The sequence below is a fragment of the Streptomyces sp. NPDC044033 genome (assembly GCF_056434425.1).
In genome coordinates this window covers 57,025-71,838 of record NZ_JBWKFF010000024.1, presented here as the reverse complement: position 1 = coordinate 71,838, position 14,814 = coordinate 57,025, and the positions used below count along the sequence as shown (strand labels likewise).

Sequence of the window (14,814 nt, the reverse complement as noted above, 5' to 3'; positions counted from 1 at the left end):
TCAGCCCACCGGGAGGCTCCGGTACGGGTAGTAGCGCTTGAAGCCGTCGAAGCGGACGCCGCCCGACTGGGCCAGTGCGCTCTGCCAGCGTCGCCAGGTCGGTGACTCAAGCGCCGCGACGTGCGATTCGACGTCCGTCCACTCGGCGAGATTGAGGATGCCGCGGCCATCCTGGGCGAGGTGGAAATGCGCGGCCAGCAGGCCCGCCGTGGCCTCCTGCCCGGCGGTGTCGGCGATCGAGTCGACCCATTCCCGCCGCAGTTGATCGCTCTCCGCCTCCAGGCGGACGGCGATCAGCACGCCGGGCGGCGACGTCCGTTCGGCGACGACGCTGCGGTAGTGGCGGTAGCGGGTGAGGCCGGGGCGCTCGATGCCAGGGATGTCCGCGTCGATACGGTCGATCATGGCGGGCCGGTGCACCTTCATGTACGCGCGGTGCGCCTCGTCGCTGGTCCACTGGGCGTAGTGCAGGACGCTGTCCCCGTCGACGGCGACGAAGTTGGTGAGGGAGAGCAGTTCCTCGGGCAGATCCAGGCCCTGCCACTGGTCGAGGGCCGCGTCGGCGGCGGCGCGGGAGCGCTCGGGGGTGCCGGTCAGCCACTCGCTGACCAGGGCCGTACCGGCGTCGGTCCGGGTGAAGTCGGGGAACGGGCGCTGCGGGCGGGGAGCCGGGGTGCTTGAAGAAGTCATGCGCCCAGCATCAAACTTGAACAACAGTTGAAGTCAAGCCCCGCCCTTGCCCGCCGCCCGCCTCTATGCGCCGTTCGGCCAGGGCCTCGGGCCTCGGGCCCCGCGTCACATCCTTGAAGTCGCTCCAGGTAAGCCGGGTTCGTCAGGCGGCGTGCCGCGCGAAGGCGGTGAAGGCCGACCAGGCACCGGGGGAGAGGGTGAGGTGCGGGCCGTCGGGAACCTTGGAGTCGCGGACGTGGACGGCTGCCTGGCAGGCGGCGACTTCGAGGCAGGCACCGCCCTGGTCACTGCTGTGGGTGGACTTGTTCCAGTCGTAGGCCACTTCGAGGCAGTTGCCGCCCTGGTCGGTGCTGTGGGTGGACTTGCTCCAGCCGTAAGCGACCTCGACGCAGGCGCCGCCTTCGCTGCCGCTGTGGCTGGACTTGTTCCAGTCGTAGGCGACCTCGACGCAGTTGCCGCCTTCTTCGGTGCTGTGGCTGGACTTGTTCCAGTCGTAGCCGACTTCTACGCAGTTGCCGCCCTCGTCGCCGCTATGGCTGGACTTACGCCACTCGTAGGCGACTTCGAGGCAGGCGCCGCCTTCGTCGCCGCTGTAGCTGGACTTGAACCACATGAGATCGTCGATCATGTTTCTCCTAGCAGCCGGTCCAACAGGCGTCCGGTCTCCTCGGTGTTGAGAGCCTGTGTACGCAGCATTCCATATTTCTGCGCGAGGATGCTGACCTCATCGGGGTCGGTGACGAGCTGACTTCCGCGCTGTGCTTCGGTGTAGCCGAGGTGCTGATGGTCTGGTGTCTCCAGCAGGACGAAGGGGCCGTTGAGCCCCGCGTGGATCTCGCGGCCGAACGGCATGATCTGAATCGATACGCCGGGCAGAGCCGAACACGCACGCAGATGCTGAAGCTGTTCCCGTGTGACGCTCTGGCCGCCCAGGCGGTCCATCAGGACGGCCTCGGAAAAGACGAAGCTCGCTGTGACGGGGTGCTTGCGGTGCAGGACTGCTTGGCGTTCCAGGCGAGCGGCAACGCGGAGTTCGATCTCTTCCTCGCTGAGCTGCGGGACGTTACTCCGGAAGGTAGCGCGGGCGTACGCCTCGGTCTGGAGTAGTCCAGGGAGCACCACGTTCTCGTACCAGGACAGGGCGATCGCGTCCCGCTCGTAATCCACGAACTCCTGTGCCCACACCGGGTATCGATCCCGATCCGGCATGTTCTCCACCGCCACCCACAGCGCCCCGCCCGTGTTGAGCAAGTCGTCCAGCTGCTGTGCGAGATCGGGCAGTAGGGGTCGACGCCCCTGTTCGATTGATGCGATGGTCTCCTCGGCGACGCCCAGGCGGTCGGCCAGGCGGGCCTGTGTGAGTCCGGCGTTGACGCGGAACAGTGCGACTTGCGCGCCGACGAGCCGCATGGCGGTGGATTGCTTCTTCGGCTTCCTGCGTGGGTGCATGGCGACCAACTCCCCGTCCGGGGTAGTACCTGAGCGGAAGTGAGCCCGTACGGCGCATCTGTACGGGATAACGCACTGTCCCACAGTAATTACTCGCTGCCACTTTTTTCGCATGAACGAAAACATCCAACCTTCTGTCCAGCGCGAGCGGTTCTACCGTCGGGAGAAGCGGTCGGTGCCGTTGGCGAGGGGGTTCGTGTGGCAGGCGCTCGCCGACTGGGGGGTGCGGGAGCGGGCCGAGGACTTGTTGCTGTGCGTGAGTGAGCTGGCGACCAACGCCCTGCTGCACGGTGTGCCGCCCGGACGTGGCTTTCGGCTGTTCCTGCGGCTGTCGGCCGATGGTGTTCTGCGGCTGGAGGTCCATGACAGCGGCGGCGGGTACCCCCGCGCCCGTACGGATGCGTCGTCGGCGTCGGAGAGCGGGCGGGGGCTGTTCCTGGTCGAGGTGCTGTCCGACAAGTGGGGCGTCGGCGAGCGGACCCCGGGCAAGGTGGTGTGGTGCGAGTTCGTGGTGTGAGAGGCGTGAGAGATGTGAGGGGTGTGAGGGGTGTGGTTGAGGGGGTCGGCTCCGCTTCCGGTCGTCGTTGGCGGTAGAGATAGGGGAGGTACCGGGACGAGGCGGGGAAGATCCATGGATGACGGCGAGCGGCAGCGACGTGGTGGCGCGCGGGAGGGGGTGCCGCTCGACGGGTTCACGGTCGCGGTGACCGCCGCGCGGCGGGCCGAGGAGTTGATCACGCTGCTCCGGCGGCGCGGGGCCGAGGTCGTGCACGCGCCCGCGATGCGTACGGTTCCATTGGCGGATGACGCCGAACTGCGCGAGGCGACACGGCAGTTGATCGAGCGCGGCCCCGATGTCGTGGTCGCCACCACCGCCATCGGGTTCCGGGGCTGGCTGGAGGCGGCCGACGGGTGGCGGCTGGGCGAGGTGCTGCTGGAGCGGATTGGCGGGGCGGAGCTGCTGGCGCGCGGGCCCAAGGTGTGCGGCGCGATCCGGGCGGCCGGACTGCGGGAGGACTTCTCGCCCGCGTCCGAGTCGATGGCGGGCGTCCTCGAACGGCTGCTGGCGCGGGGTGTGGCGGGGCGGCGGGTGGCCGTGCAGTTGCACGGCGCGCCGTTGCCCGATTTCACCGAGGCGTTGCGGGCGGCGGGTGCGGAGGTGGTGGCGGTGCCGGTCTACCGCTGGCTGCCGCCGGAGGACACCGGGCCTGTGGACCGGCTGCTGGACGCGGTTCTCGCCCGTACCGTGGACGCCGTCACCTTCACCAGCGCGCCCGCCGTGGCTGGCCTGTTCGACCGCGCCGAGCGGCGCGGTGTGACGGCGGGGCTGCTGGCCGCGTTCCGCGCCGAGACGCTGGTGGCGTGCGTGGGGCCGGTCACCGCGCAGCCGCTGGCCGAGCGCGAGGTGCCCTCGCTCCACCCCGAGCGCTTCCGGCTGGGTCCGCTCGTACAGCTCGTGTCCGATGAACTGCCGCGCCGGGCCCGGGGGCTGGACGTCGCCGGTCACCGGCTCGCCGTTCTCGGGCGGGCAGCGCTGGTCGACGGCGCGGCGCGCCCGGTGCCGCCTGCGGGGATGTCCCTGCTGCGGGTGCTCGCGGGGCGGCCCGGCCGGGTCGTGCCGCGCGCCGAACTGCTCGCCGCGCTGCCCGGCGCGGACGGTGCCGGGGACGCCGTCGAAACGGCGGTCGCCGGCCTCCGTGCCTCCCTGGGTGCGCCGGACCTGATCCAGACGGTCGCCACGCGGGGATACCGGCTGGTGGTGGAGGAGGGGCGGGAGTAGTTCCCACCGGTGGCCGGGCGCGCTGCCGCCCGGCGGTCCGGCCTGTGACCGGGGGTTCCGGGCGCAGGCGTCGGGGGGCACTCTGGGGTGGTGCATCCCCCCACACCGAAAGGGTGACAGGAACATGGCGGCGGTTACGGCCTCCTACGACCTGCGCTTCGACTCCGGGCGACTGTGCCTGGATCTCGTGGCCACGGTCGGCGGGCGGCTCAGTGAGGAGCCGGTCGAACGGCTCGACACCCCTGAACGGTTGTGCGCGTGGCTCGCCGGGGCAGGTCTGGTGCCCGGCGGCACGGGCCTGGAAGCGGTGGACACCGGCTGGCTGGGGCGCTTCCACGCGGCCAGAGCCCTTCTGCACCGCGTCGTGCACGCCGAGGTCGGCGGCGGCGCAGCCGACCCGGACCTGGAACGGCTCAACGCGCTCGCCTCCACCGGACCCCCCGTCGTACGGGCCGTACGGGCGTCCGACGGCACCCTCGTCCGTACGGGCGTCGGCACGCCCGACTGCGGGGCGCTGCTCAGCCGGATAGCGCGGGACGCGGTGGACCTGCTCACCGATCCCGTGGCGCGCGGACAGCTGCGGCAGTGCGAGGGGGAGACCTGCTCGCTGGTCTACCTCGACACCTCGCGCGGGCGGCGGCGGCGCTGGTGCTCCAGCGAGGTGTGCGGCAACCGCGAGCGGGTGGCCCGCCACCGGCGGCGGGCGGTGGCGTCGCAGGCGTCCTGAGGAGTCGCGGGCGTCCTGAGGGGTCGCGGGCGTCCCGAGCAGGGGAGCCGAGGACCGCTCCGGCACGGGGGTCGCGCACATGGCGCAGCCCCCGGTCGGGGGGCCGGGGGCTGCGCGGGAAGGGCCCCGAAGGGACCGGTTCCGGGTGCGGGCTACTCGCCCGCGAACAGGCGGTCTACGCGGTACGGCACCGAGGCCGCGGGGCGCCGCGCCGGGTCGCACGCGTCGGCCGGGGACGCCTCGCCGCGGGTGTTCGGGCGCGGTGCCCCGACGGTGGAGGTCGCCTCCACCGCCGTCGCGGCGGCTGCCTCGGCGGTGCTCACTACGACGGTGAAGCGGTTCATCGAGGACCTCCCCCCCGGCCGAGCCGCTGCTTCCGCACCGGCTGTTCGGGCTGTCGTACGGACCCCGACCGCCACTCGGTTCAATCGCGGATTGAGGGCTGAATCACAGGGGTCCGGCTGAACGCGCCCGCATTCCCGTACGTATGCGGAATGCCTTTCGAGATTTTTCTCCGGGCGTTGAGTCAGGCGCCGGCCGCGCCCGTACTCAAGGTCACCGGCGACGCTGGTCACGGCCAACGGCCCGGTGGACGACCGGAGTCCAGGAACTTCCACTCGCGCTATCGACCCGGGGGAAGGCGTGCGCAAGGATGCCGTCGTGGCCGACAGGATGTCTCCCGACGAGGAGCTCATACGGACGCTCTACGAAGAGCACGCCGGGCCGCTCCTCGCCTTCGTCATCCGCCTGGTGGCGGGTGACCGCCAACGCGCGGAGGACGTCGTCCAGGAGACGCTGTTACGGGCCTGGCGCAACGCCGACCAACTGCGGCGCGGCACGGGTTCCGCACGGCCCTGGCTGGTGACCGTCGCGCGGCGCATCGTCATCGACGGGCACCGCAGCCGGCAGTCCCGTCCGCAAGAGGTGGACCCCGCACCGCTGGAACTGGTCCCGGCCGCCGACGAGATCGACCGGGCACTACGGCTGATGACCATCTCCGACGCACTGGGCGACCTCACGGACGCCCACCGAGAGGCCCTCATCGAGACCTATTTCAAGGGACGCACGGTGAACGAGGCGGCCGAAGAGCTGGGCGTGCCGGCCGGGACGATCAGATCCCGCGTCTTCTACGCGCTGCGCTCGATGAAGCTCTCCCTGGAGGAACGAGGGGTGACGGCATGACCCAGCCGGCGCACACCGATGCGGCCGCCTACGCGCTGGGCGTCCTCGACGAGGCGGAATCGGCCCGCTTCGAGGAGCACATGGCCGACTGCGACCGCTGCGCGGCCGGTCTCGAAGACCTCATGGGGCTCTCGCCGCTCCTCGCCGACCTCAAGGAATCCACACCGGACCCCGACGTGCTCACCGCCCGGCCGGGGCCGGAGGTCCTCGACCGGCTGCTCGGCGAGGTCACCGCCGCCCGGCGCACCAGCCGCACCCGGCGGCTGTGGCTCGTCGCCGCGGCCGTCGCCCTGATTGTCTCCGGCCCGCTGCTCGGCCTGGCCCTCAGCCAGCAGGACGGCGGCGGCCACTCCTCGGTCAGCGCGGCCCGGCAGATGTACGACGACGGGGAGAAGGTCTCCGCCGTCGACCCGGTCACCAAGGTCGACGCCAGCGTCTCGCTCCAGCCCAAGCCCTGGGGCACCCATGTCGCGCTCAAGCTCGGCAACGTCAAAGGGCCGCTCAAGTGCGACCTGATCGCCGTCGGCAAGGGCGGCGAGGAGGAGACCGTCACCACCTGGTCCGTCCCGGACGGGGGCTACGGGGTGCCCGGCGGCTCGGCCAAGTGGAACAAGGAGCCGCTCTACACCCATGGCGGCGCCGCCATGAACCGCGACGAGATCGCCCGCTTCGACGTCCGCACGCTCGACGGAAAACGCCTCGCGTCCGTCAAGATCTGAACACCGCCGTCCGAGTCCGCAGAAACCGCCCATGTCCTGACAGGTGCGCTCACCACCTCTGTTCGCGTACGCTCGACGGCTGCCCTAGGCACAGCAGAAGGGGGCTTGGGTGGCCGCGCAGAACGCCGCGCACGCGCAGACAGCGACGGAGCGGGACGGAGTCCGGGACCGCGAGATCGGTGTCGAGCAACAGCATCTGAACCGGGTGTACCGACGCCTTGAGGAGAAGATCCACGAGGCCGAGTTCCTGATGGACGACGCCGCCAAACGCGGCCAGGTCGGCACGCCCGGCGCACTCGCCGAGCGGGACGCGCAAGTGTTCCGCGCCGGGGTCCACCTCAATCGGCTCAACAGCGAGTTCGAGGACTTCCTCTTCGGCCGCATCGACCTGCTCCTCGGCGAGGACGGCAAGAAGGGCCCCGACGGGGCGTACACCTCCGTGGAGCCCGCCGCCGACGCCGTGCGCGAGAACCGGGCGGAGATCGCCGAGACGCTGCACATCGGCCGGATCGGTGTGCTCGACGCGGACTACGCCCCGCTCGTCATCGACTGGCGCGCGCCCGCCGCCGCGCCCTTCTACCGCTCGACGCCGGTCGCGCCCGGCCGGGTCGTACGGCGCCGCGTCATCCGCTCCAAGGGACGCAGGGTCCTCGGCGTCGAGGACGACCTGCTGCGCCCCGAGCTGACCGCGACGCTGGGCGGGTCCGACCTCTCGGTGGTCGGCGACGGCGCGCTGATGGCCGCGCTGGGGCAGGCCCGCAGCCACACCATGCGCGACATCGTCGCGTCCATCCAGGCCGAGCAGGACATGGTCATCCGCGCGCCCGCGGCCTCCGTCACCGAGGTCGAGGGCGGGCCGGGCACCGGCAAGACCGCCGTGGCCCTGCACCGCGCCGCGTACCTCCTCTACCAGGACCGGCGGCGGTACGCGGGCGGCATCCTCGTCGTCTCCCCGACGCCGCTCCTGGTCGCCTACACCGAGGGCGTGCTGCCGTCGCTCGGCGAGGAGGGGCAGGTCGCGATCCGGGCGGTGGGCTCGCTCGTGGAGGGCGCCGAGGCCGGTACGTACGACACGCCGGCGGTGGCCCGTATCAAGGGTTCCTCGCGCATGCTCAAGGTCCTCCGCAAGGCGGCCCGGGGGGCGCTGGACCTGCCGCGGGCCGGGGGCGTTCCCGCTGCTTCTGCTGTCTCCGCCGTTTCTGCCGCTTCCGCTGCTTCTGCCGCTTCCGTTGACGGGCAGTTGTCGCTGGCGGACCTGGAGCTCGAATCGGAGGCGGACGGCGCGGGCGGAGTGGACGGAGGGGACGGCGCGGGCGGTGCCGCGGCGGGGCCGCCCGAGCGGCTGCGGGTGGTGGCGTTCGGCGAGCGCGTCGAGCTGGACGCGGAGGAGCTGCGCCGCATCCGGGGCAGCGTCCTCGGCGGCACCGCGCCCCTGAACCTGATGCGCCCGCGCGCCCGCCGCCTGCTGCTCGACGCGCTGTGGGCGAAGACCGGCGGCCCGAGGCGCTACTCCGACCCGGAGCTGGCGGCGGAGGCCCGCGAGGCGTTCGACGAGGACATCAGTTCGGAGGACGACTTCACCGGCTTCCTCACCGGCTGGTGGCCAGAACTGACCCCGCGTCAGGTCCTGGTGGCCATGGCCGACGAGCGGCAGCTCGGCCGCTTCTCGCGCCGGGTGCTCAACCCGCGCGAGGTCCGCGCCCTGGCCCGCTCGCTGCGGCGGCTGGACGCCGACGGGCAGGGCCCGCTGTCCGTGCACGACGTGGCGCTCCTGGACGAGCTGCACACCCTGCTCGGCGCCCCGGCCCGGCCCAAGCGGCCGCGCGAGCTGGACCCGTTGGACCAGCTCACCGGCCTGGAGGAGCTGATGCCGGAGCGGGTCGAGTCGCGGCGCGAGCGCGCGGAGCGGCTGGCCCAGGAGCGTACGGACTACGCGCACGTCATCGTCGACGAGGCGCAGGACCTCACGCCCATGCAGTGGCGGATGGTCGGCCGCCGCGGCCGGCACGCCACCTGGACGATCGTCGGCGACGCCGCGCAGTCCTCCTGGTCCGATCCGGAGGAGGCCGCCGCAGCCCGGGACGAGGCGCTCGGCAGCCGCCCGCGCCGCCGCTTCCAGCTGACCGTCAACTACCGCAACCCGGCGGAGATCGCGGAGCTGGCGGCGCGCGTCCTGGCGCTGGCGATGCCCGGCATGGAGTCCCCGGCGGCGGTCCGCTCCACGGGGGTGGAGCCGCGGTTCGCGGTGGCGGAGGGCGAACTCGGCGGGGCGGTGCGCGAGGAGGCGCGGCGGCTGCTGGAGGACGTGGACGGCACGGTGGGCGTGGTCGTGGCGATGAACCGCCGCGACCAGGCGCGGCGCTGGCTCAAGGGGCTCGGCGACCGGGTGGTGGCGCTGGGCAGCCTGGAGGCGAAGGGGCTGGAGTACGACGCGACGGTCGTGGTCTCGCCCGCCGAGATCGCGGACGAGTCGCCGGCCGGGCTGCGGGTGCTGTACGTGGCGCTGACCCGTGCCACGCAGCGGCTGACGGTGCTGTCGGGCGAGCGGGACGAGCCGGACGGGGCGGGGGTGCCGGACCTCCTGCGCGACTGACGGCGGGGTGGGCGGGGCGGGGGTCCGGGGCGGATGGTGGTCCGGCCTGTGCGGCGGGTCGGCCCCCGTGCGCCGGGTCGGTCCGTACGGCTGGTCAGTTCGTACGGCGGGTCGGCCTGTGCGGCAGGTCGGTCCGTACGGCGGGACGGCCCCGGACGGCGGGTCAGTTCGTACGCCGGGACGGCCCGTACGGCGGGTGGTCAGGCCCGTGCGGCGGGTCGGTCCGGGCCGCGGTGCAGCCCGTCGGCGGACTGGTTCGAAACGAACTTCCGCTACAGGAATCACTTCCCGGGACTCTTTGTTAGCCTGGGTGTGGCACCGGCCCGATCCAAGCCCCCGGGCCCAACCATCGTCGCTACGAGCGACCACTTGCCGCGAGGCGAGCATGGCGGGTCGGTGTCATTGAACGTCGGGAACGGGCGTCCTTTCCAGCTACTGGGAGGGGCGCCCGTTCTGCGTTCGAGGGGTGGTAGGAGGATCGTCGTGCGACGAGGCGACGGAAGGCCCGCAGGGGAACCTCCGGTTCCGGGCCATCTCGCATCGTGAAATGCCGATTCCGAAATCCGAGGCTGGTTACCGTATACCAGCCGGTAGGTGGGACGATCGGACAGCGCGCCCCGGCTCTGAGCCCCGGTGACGTACCAAGTGACATAAGGGAAAGCAGAGGAAGTCGGCCATGGCAACGGCGCCTAGCGTCTCGTATTCGATGACGGTCCGGCTGGAGGTCCCCGCGAGCGGGACGGCCGTCAGTCAGCTCACCACCGCCGTGGAGTCCTCCGGTGGATCCGTGATCGGCCTCGACGTGACCGCCTCCGGCCACGAAAAGCTCCGTATCGACGTCACCATCGCCGCGACCTCCACCGCGCACGCGGACGAGATCGTCGAGAAGTTGCGCGGCATCGAGGGCGTATCGCTCGGCAAGGTCTCCGACCGTACGTTCCTGATGCACCTCGGCGGCAAGATCGAGATGTCGTCGAAGCACCCCATCCGCAACCGCGACGACCTCTCGATGGTCTACACGCCCGGCGTCGCCCGCGTCTGCCAGGCGATCGCGGACAACCCCGAGGACGCCCGCCGCCTGACCATCAAGCGCAACAGCGTCGCGGTGGTCACGGACGGCTCCGCCGTGCTCGGGCTCGGCAACATCGGCCCCATGGCCGCCCTGCCGGTCATGGAGGGCAAGGCGGCCCTCTTCAAGACCTTCGCGGGCATCGACGCCTGGCCGCTGTGCCTGGACACCCAGGACACCGACGCCATCGTCGAGATCGTCAAGGCCATCGCCCCCGGCTTCGCGGGCATCAACCTGGAGGACATCTCCGCGCCGCGCTGCTTCGAGATCGAGGCCCGGCTGCGCGAGGCCCTCGACATCCCCGTCTTCCACGACGACCAGCACGGCACCGCCATCGTCGTGGTCGCCGCCCTCACCAACGCGCTGCGGGTGGTCGGCAAGTCCATCGGCGACGTGCGCGTCGTGATGTCGGGCGCGGGCGCGGCCGGCACCGCCATCCTGAAGCTGCTCCTCGCGGCCGGCGTCAAGCGGGCCGTCGTGGCGGACATCCACGGCGTCGTGCACGCGGGCCGCACGGACCTCGTCGACGCCGACCCGGACTCCGCGCTGCGCTGGATCGCCGACAACACCAACCCGGAGGGCGTCACAGGCACCCTCAAGGAGGCTGTGGTCGGCTCGGACGTCTTCATCGGCGTCTCCGCCCCCAACGTGCTCAACGGGGACGACGTGGCCGCCATGGCGGACGACGCCATCGTCTTCGCGCTGGCCAACCCGGACCCCGAGGTGGACCCGGGCGTCGCCCGCCGGACCGCCGCGGTGGTCGCCACCGGCCGTTCCGACTTCCCGAACCAGATCAACAACGTGCTGGTCTTCCCGGGCGTCTTCCGCGGCCTGCTGGACGCCCAGTCCCGCACCGTGAACACCGAGATGATGCTGGCGGCCGCCGGTGCGCTCGCCGATGTCGTCGGGGAACAGGAACTGAACCCGAACTACATCATCCCCTCGGTATTCAACGACCGGGTCGCCGGAGATGTCGCCGGGGCGGTCCGCAATGCCGCCAAGGCGGCCGGCGTGGCTGTGACAGGCACCACGACCGCCTGACCTCGGCGCGTCGAATGGCGCGCCGCCCGCAACGCCCCCATAGGGTGGCGGGCAGAATTGACCGCAGAAATACGGTCAAAGCCCTGACGCGAACCCTGCGGTGCGCTGCCGGGAGCAGACGGAGCGTCACGACTTTGAGGCAGTGGCGCTATCCGTGTGACTCTCCTGGGTGCCGGATTGGCTTTCCCGCCACAGGTGGGGGCAGGATGCGTATTCGGGCGCGAGGGTCTGGCAGCAGACCCGGGTCCGGGGACTGTCCGAGGGCCCTGGCAGCATCGGCTTCGATCTCACGCCTCATTGGCAAGAAGAACACGGGAGTACAAAATGAACCGCAGTGAGCTGGTGGCCGCTCTGTCCGAGCGTGCCGAGGTGACCCGCAAGGACGCCGACGCCGTTCTGGCCGCACTCGCCGAGACCGTCGGTGAGGTCGTCGCCAAGGGCGACGAGAAGGTCACCATCCCCGGCTTCCTGACCTTCGAGCGCACCCACCGTGCCGCTCGCACCGCTCGTAACCCGCAGACCGGCGACCCCATCCAGATCCCGGCCGGTTACAGCGTGAAGGTCTCCGCGGGCTCCAAGCTCAAGGAAGCCGCCAAGGGTAAGTAAGACCCCAAGCGAAAAGGGCGGCCACCTCCCACGGGAGGGTGGCCGCCCTTTTGGCGTCTCTACGGGCCGTACGGGCTGTACGGGCGTCCGGGCGGCTTACGGGCCTCCGGGCGGCGTGCGGGCTGTGCGGGCTGTGCGGGCGTCCGGGCGGCGCTGTGGGCCGACGCGCGCTTTGGGCCGGGCCCGCACGCACCGCGGGCCCGCAGGCGGGCCTGCGGGCCTGTGGACGCGCGCCCTCGGGGGCCTCGCTACGCGGGGAGCGCCCCATTGGGCAGCTCGACGTTGGCGCCGAGGTTGTTCAGCTTGTGCATGAAGTTCTCGTAGCCGCGGTTGATCAGGTCGATGCCGTGCACCCGGGACGTGCCCTGGGCCGCCAGCGCCGCGATCAGGTACGAGAAGCCGCCGCGCAGGTCGGGGATGACCAGGTCCGCGCCCTGCAGCTTGGTCGGGCCGGAGACGACGGCGGAGTGCAGGAAGTTGCGCTGCCCGAACCGGCAGGCCGAGCCGCCCAGGCACTCGCGGTAGAGCTGGATGTGCGCGCCCATCTGGTTGAGCGCGGAGGTGAAGCCCAGCCGGGACTCGTACACCGTCTCGTGCACGATGGACAGGCCGGACGCCTGCGTCAGCGCCACCACCAGGGGCTGCTGCCAGTCGGTCTGGAAGCCGGGGTGCACGTCCGTCTCCAGCGCGATGGCGTCGAGTGAGCCGCCCGGGTGCCAGAACCGGATGCCCTCGTCGTCGATCTCGAAGGCGCCGCCGACCCTGCGGAACGTGTTGAGGAACGTCATCATCTCGCGCTGGCTCGCGCCGCGCACGTAGATGTTGCCCTCGGTCGCCAGCGCCGCGCTCGCCCAGGAGGCCGCCTCCAGGCGGTCCGGCAGGGCGCGGTGGTTGTAGCCGCCCAGCTGGTCCACACCGGTGATCCGGATCGTGCGGTCCGTGTCCATGGAGATGATCGCGCCCATCTTCTGCAGTACGCAGATGAGGTCCTCGATCTCCGGCTCCACGGCCGCGTTCGACAGCTCGGTGACGCCCTCCGCCAGTACGGCCGTCAGCAGCACCTGCTCGGTCGAGCCGACCGACGGGTACGGCAGCCGGATCTTGCAGCCGCGCAGCCGCTGCGGCGCCTCCAGGTACTGGCCGTCCGCCCGCTTCTCGATCGTCGCGCCGAACTGGCGCAGCACCTCGAAGTGGAAGTCGATCGGCCGGCCGCCGATGTCGCAGCCGCCCAGACCGGGGATGAAGGCGTGGCCCAACCGGTGCAGCAGGGGGCCGCAGAAGAGGATCGGGATGCGCGAGGAACCGGCGTGGGCGTCGATGTCCGCGACGTTCGCGCTCTCCACGTGCGAGGGGTCGAGCACCAGCTCGCCCGGCTCGTCACCCGGAAGCACGGTCACGCCGTGCAGTTGCAGCAGCCCGCGCACGACGCGCACATCCCGGATGTCGGGCACGTTGCGCAGCCGGCTCGGGCCGCTGCCGAGCAGCGCGGCCACCATGGCCTTCGGCACGAGGTTCTTCGCGCCGCGGACCCGGATCTCGCCCTCTAGCGGAGTGCCGCCGTGGACGAGCAGTACATCGTCAGTGCCGGTCATGGATCTCGCGTTCCTGGAGTTGGGCGGGGGCCAAGAAGAAAGCGTAATGCGACCCGGGAGGGCGCCAGTGTGCACAAGGGGGCTTCCAGGACGTAATGGCTTTGTCACAACACGCTCTGTTGCCCAACAGAAACGAACGGTTATGAACATCGCGGCCGCTGCACCGGGGTCCTCCCAGCCCTCTCGATGCTCTGCCGCGTCCCCCGTACCGGCAGCTCCGGGCGCCCCTGACCACGCCGTCGGGCCCGGACCGTACCGGACTCGCCGTCCACCCCCCGCCGCGCCCGGAAATGCGGGATCATGTGCTCATGACCGAGGTGTCCTCCCTCACAGGACGGCTGCTTGTCGCCACTCCGGCGCTCGCCGACCCGAACTTCGACCGCGCGGTGGTGCTGCTCCTCGACCACGACGACGAGGGCTCGCTGGGGGTCGTCCTGAACCGTCCCACCCCGGTCGGCGTCGGCGACATCCTCGAACCCTGGGCCGGGCTGGCCGGCGAGCCCGGCGTCGTCTTCCAGGGCGGGCCGGTCTCGCTGGACTCGGCGCTGGGCGTGGCTGTGGTGCCCGGAGAAGCCCAGGAGAAGGGGACCGCCGCCGTGCTCGGCGACGGGCCGGTCGGGTGGCGGCGCGTGCACGGCGCGATCGGCCTGGTCGATCTGGAGGCCCCGCCGGAGCTGCTGGCCGCGGCGCTCGGCTCACTGCGCATCTTCGCGGGTTACGCCGGCTGGGGGCCGGGTCAACTGGAGGACGAGCTGGTCGAGGGGGCCTGGTACGTGGTGGAGTCCGAGCCGGGCGACGTCTCCTCGCCGGACCCCGAGCGGCTGTGGCGGTCGGTGCTGCGCCGCCAGCGCAACGAACTGGCCATGGTCGCCACGTACCCGGACGACCCGAGCCTCAACTGACCGCGCCCGCCTTGAGTACCCTTGGAAACCATGAGCACTCTTGAGCCCGAACGCGGGGCAGGGACCGGCACCCTCGTAGAGCCGACGCCGCAGGTGTCGAACGGCGACGGCGACCACGAGCGCTACGCCCATTACGTCCAGAAGGACAAGATCATGGAGAGCGCGCTCTCCGGGTCACCGGTCGTCGCCCTCTGCGGGAAGGTCTGGGTCCCGGGGCGCGACCCGAAGAAGTACCCGGTCTGCCCGATGTGCAAGGAAATCTTCGAAGGTATGAACACCGGCGGAGACAAGGGCAAGGACGGCAAGGGCGGCGACAAGAAGTAGCCGCGGACCGCGGAAGACAGCCGCGGGAGACAGTCGAAGGCTTCAGCGGGCCCGGGGGGGGGGGGGGGGGGGGGGGGGGGGATGGGGGGGGGGGGGGGGGGGGGGGGGGGGGGGGGGGGGGGGGGGGGGGGGGGGGGCGT

The 14,814-nt window shown here is 71.5% G+C and carries 14 protein-coding genes and 2 pseudogenes; 10 read left to right on the top strand and 6 right to left on the bottom strand.

Annotated features, from left to right (window positions below; translation table 11 throughout):
- The 4 genes and pseudogenes from AC07AB_RS33020 to AC07AB_RS33005 all read right to left on the bottom strand — a co-directional run bounded on the left by AC07AB_RS33020 (position 1) and on the right by AC07AB_RS33005 (position 2,139).
- Positions 1 to 690 (bottom strand): antibiotic biosynthesis monooxygenase, encoded by a 690-nt coding sequence (locus AC07AB_RS33020; protein WP_478574844.1) that lies wholly within the window; start codon positions 688 to 690, stop codon positions 1 to 3.
- Between the two features lie 142 nt (positions 691 to 832).
- Positions 833 to 943: pseudogene (locus AC07AB_RS33015) on the bottom strand (DUF397 domain-containing protein); the annotation flags it as partial.
- 132 nt (positions 944 to 1,075) lie between these two features.
- Positions 1,076 to 1,318 (bottom strand): annotated as a pseudogene (locus tag AC07AB_RS33010) (DUF397 domain-containing protein); the annotation flags it as partial.
- Complete coding sequence (locus AC07AB_RS33005) at positions 1,315 to 2,139, bottom strand: helix-turn-helix domain-containing protein (protein WP_478574841.1); 825 nt, start codon at positions 2,137 to 2,139, stop codon at positions 1,315 to 1,317. The pseudogene AC07AB_RS33010 and the gene AC07AB_RS33005, both read right to left, overlap by 4 nt.
- A gap of 112 nt (positions 2,140 to 2,251) precedes the next feature.
- Between AC07AB_RS33005 and AC07AB_RS33000 the strand changes: the two genes are divergently transcribed.
- The 3 genes from AC07AB_RS33000 to AC07AB_RS32990 all read left to right on the top strand — a co-directional run bounded on the left by AC07AB_RS33000 (position 2,252) and on the right by AC07AB_RS32990 (position 4,646).
- Entirely contained in the window at positions 2,252 to 2,656 is a 405-nt protein-coding gene (locus tag AC07AB_RS33000) for an ATP-binding protein (RefSeq protein ID WP_478574838.1), read from the top strand.
- A 114-nt stretch (positions 2,657 to 2,770) separates the two neighbouring features.
- A complete protein-coding gene (locus AC07AB_RS32995; protein ID WP_478574835.1) occupies positions 2,771 to 3,919 on the top strand; it encodes a uroporphyrinogen-III synthase in 1,149 nt (382 codons plus the stop codon).
- Positions 3,920 to 4,043: 124 nt separating this feature from the next.
- Entirely contained in the window at positions 4,044 to 4,646 is a 603-nt protein-coding gene (locus AC07AB_RS32990) for a CGNR zinc finger domain-containing protein (RefSeq protein ID WP_478574832.1), read from the top strand.
- A 152-nt stretch (positions 4,647 to 4,798) separates the two neighbouring features.
- On the opposite strand, the gene AC07AB_RS32985 is transcribed toward AC07AB_RS32990, so the two are convergent.
- On the bottom strand, positions 4,799 to 4,990 hold the full coding sequence (locus tag AC07AB_RS32985) for a hypothetical protein (RefSeq protein ID WP_478574829.1): 192 nt from the start codon (positions 4,988 to 4,990) through the stop codon (positions 4,799 to 4,801).
- Positions 4,991 to 5,318: 328 nt separating this feature from the next.
- Between AC07AB_RS32985 and AC07AB_RS32980 the strand changes: the two genes are divergently transcribed.
- The 5 genes from AC07AB_RS32980 (at position 5,319) to AC07AB_RS32960 (ending at position 11,856) form a co-directional block, all read left to right on the top strand.
- Complete coding sequence (locus tag AC07AB_RS32980; protein WP_478574973.1) at positions 5,319 to 5,828, top strand: sigma-70 family RNA polymerase sigma factor; 510 nt, start codon at positions 5,319 to 5,321, stop codon at positions 5,826 to 5,828.
- Positions 5,825 to 6,547 (top strand): zf-HC2 domain-containing protein, encoded by a 723-nt coding sequence (locus tag AC07AB_RS32975; RefSeq protein WP_478574826.1) that lies wholly within the window; start codon positions 5,825 to 5,827, stop codon positions 6,545 to 6,547. Before AC07AB_RS32980 ends, AC07AB_RS32975 begins: the two co-directional genes overlap by 4 nt.
- 109 nt (positions 6,548 to 6,656) lie before the next feature.
- Positions 6,657 to 9,140, top strand: a complete 2,484-nt coding sequence (locus AC07AB_RS32970) for a HelD family protein (protein ID WP_478574824.1) — start codon at positions 6,657 to 6,659, stop codon at positions 9,138 to 9,140.
- 676 nt (positions 9,141 to 9,816) lie between these two features.
- Positions 9,817 to 11,250 (top strand): NAD-dependent malic enzyme, encoded by a 1,434-nt coding sequence (locus AC07AB_RS32965; protein ID WP_478574821.1) that lies wholly within the window; start codon positions 9,817 to 9,819, stop codon positions 11,248 to 11,250.
- A gap of 324 nt (positions 11,251 to 11,574) precedes the next feature.
- Positions 11,575 to 11,856: an HU family DNA-binding protein gene (locus AC07AB_RS32960; protein WP_069811080.1), complete on the top strand. Its 282-nt coding sequence runs from the start codon at positions 11,575 to 11,577 to the stop codon at positions 11,854 to 11,856.
- Between the two features lie 248 nt (positions 11,857 to 12,104).
- Here AC07AB_RS32960 and murA read toward each other — a convergent pair whose 3' ends face one another.
- Positions 12,105 to 13,448, bottom strand: a complete 1,344-nt coding sequence (murA, locus tag AC07AB_RS32955) for a UDP-N-acetylglucosamine 1-carboxyvinyltransferase (protein WP_478574819.1) — start codon at positions 13,446 to 13,448, stop codon at positions 12,105 to 12,107.
- 308 nt (positions 13,449 to 13,756) lie between these two features.
- Here murA and AC07AB_RS32950 point away from each other — a divergent pair, with 308 nt between their 5' ends.
- Together AC07AB_RS32950 and AC07AB_RS32945 are read left to right on the top strand one after the other, a co-directional pair.
- Positions 13,757 to 14,350, top strand: a complete 594-nt coding sequence (locus AC07AB_RS32950; protein WP_478574816.1) for a YqgE/AlgH family protein — start codon at positions 13,757 to 13,759, stop codon at positions 14,348 to 14,350.
- 30 nt (positions 14,351 to 14,380) lie between these two features.
- Positions 14,381 to 14,674: a DUF3039 domain-containing protein gene (locus AC07AB_RS32945; RefSeq protein ID WP_078643842.1), complete on the top strand. Its 294-nt coding sequence runs from the start codon at positions 14,381 to 14,383 to the stop codon at positions 14,672 to 14,674.
- Positions 14,675 to 14,814 lie beyond the last annotated feature (140 nt).

Excerpts from the sequence above, each read along its gene's own strand:
- AC07AB_RS33020 (WP_478574844.1), bottom strand. The coding sequence starts at position 690 with ATGACTTCTTCAAGCACCCCGGCTCCCCGCCCGCAGCGCCCGTTCCCC.
- AC07AB_RS33005 (WP_478574841.1), bottom strand. The coding sequence starts at position 2,139 with ATGCACCCACGCAGGAAGCCGAAGAAGCAATCCACCGCCATGCGGCTC.
- AC07AB_RS33000 (WP_478574838.1), top strand. The coding sequence starts at position 2,252 with ATGAACGAAAACATCCAACCTTCTGTCCAGCGCGAGCGGTTCTACCGT.
- AC07AB_RS32995 (WP_478574835.1), top strand. The coding sequence starts at position 2,771 with ATGGATGACGGCGAGCGGCAGCGACGTGGTGGCGCGCGGGAGGGGGTG.
- AC07AB_RS32990 (WP_478574832.1), top strand. The coding sequence starts at position 4,044 with ATGGCGGCGGTTACGGCCTCCTACGACCTGCGCTTCGACTCCGGGCGA.
- AC07AB_RS32985 (WP_478574829.1), bottom strand. The coding sequence starts at position 4,990 with ATGAACCGCTTCACCGTCGTAGTGAGCACCGCCGAGGCAGCCGCCGCG.
- AC07AB_RS32980 (WP_478574973.1), top strand. The coding sequence starts at position 5,319 with ATGTCTCCCGACGAGGAGCTCATACGGACGCTCTACGAAGAGCACGCC.
- AC07AB_RS32975 (WP_478574826.1), top strand. The coding sequence starts at position 5,825 with ATGACCCAGCCGGCGCACACCGATGCGGCCGCCTACGCGCTGGGCGTC.
- AC07AB_RS32965 (WP_478574821.1), top strand. The coding sequence starts at position 9,817 with ATGGCAACGGCGCCTAGCGTCTCGTATTCGATGACGGTCCGGCTGGAG.
- AC07AB_RS32960 (WP_069811080.1), top strand. The coding sequence starts at position 11,575 with ATGAACCGCAGTGAGCTGGTGGCCGCTCTGTCCGAGCGTGCCGAGGTG.
- murA (WP_478574819.1), bottom strand. The coding sequence starts at position 13,448 with ATGACCGGCACTGACGATGTACTGCTCGTCCACGGCGGCACTCCGCTA.
- AC07AB_RS32950 (WP_478574816.1), top strand. The coding sequence starts at position 13,757 with ATGACCGAGGTGTCCTCCCTCACAGGACGGCTGCTTGTCGCCACTCCG.
- AC07AB_RS32945 (WP_078643842.1), top strand. The coding sequence starts at position 14,381 with ATGAGCACTCTTGAGCCCGAACGCGGGGCAGGGACCGGCACCCTCGTA.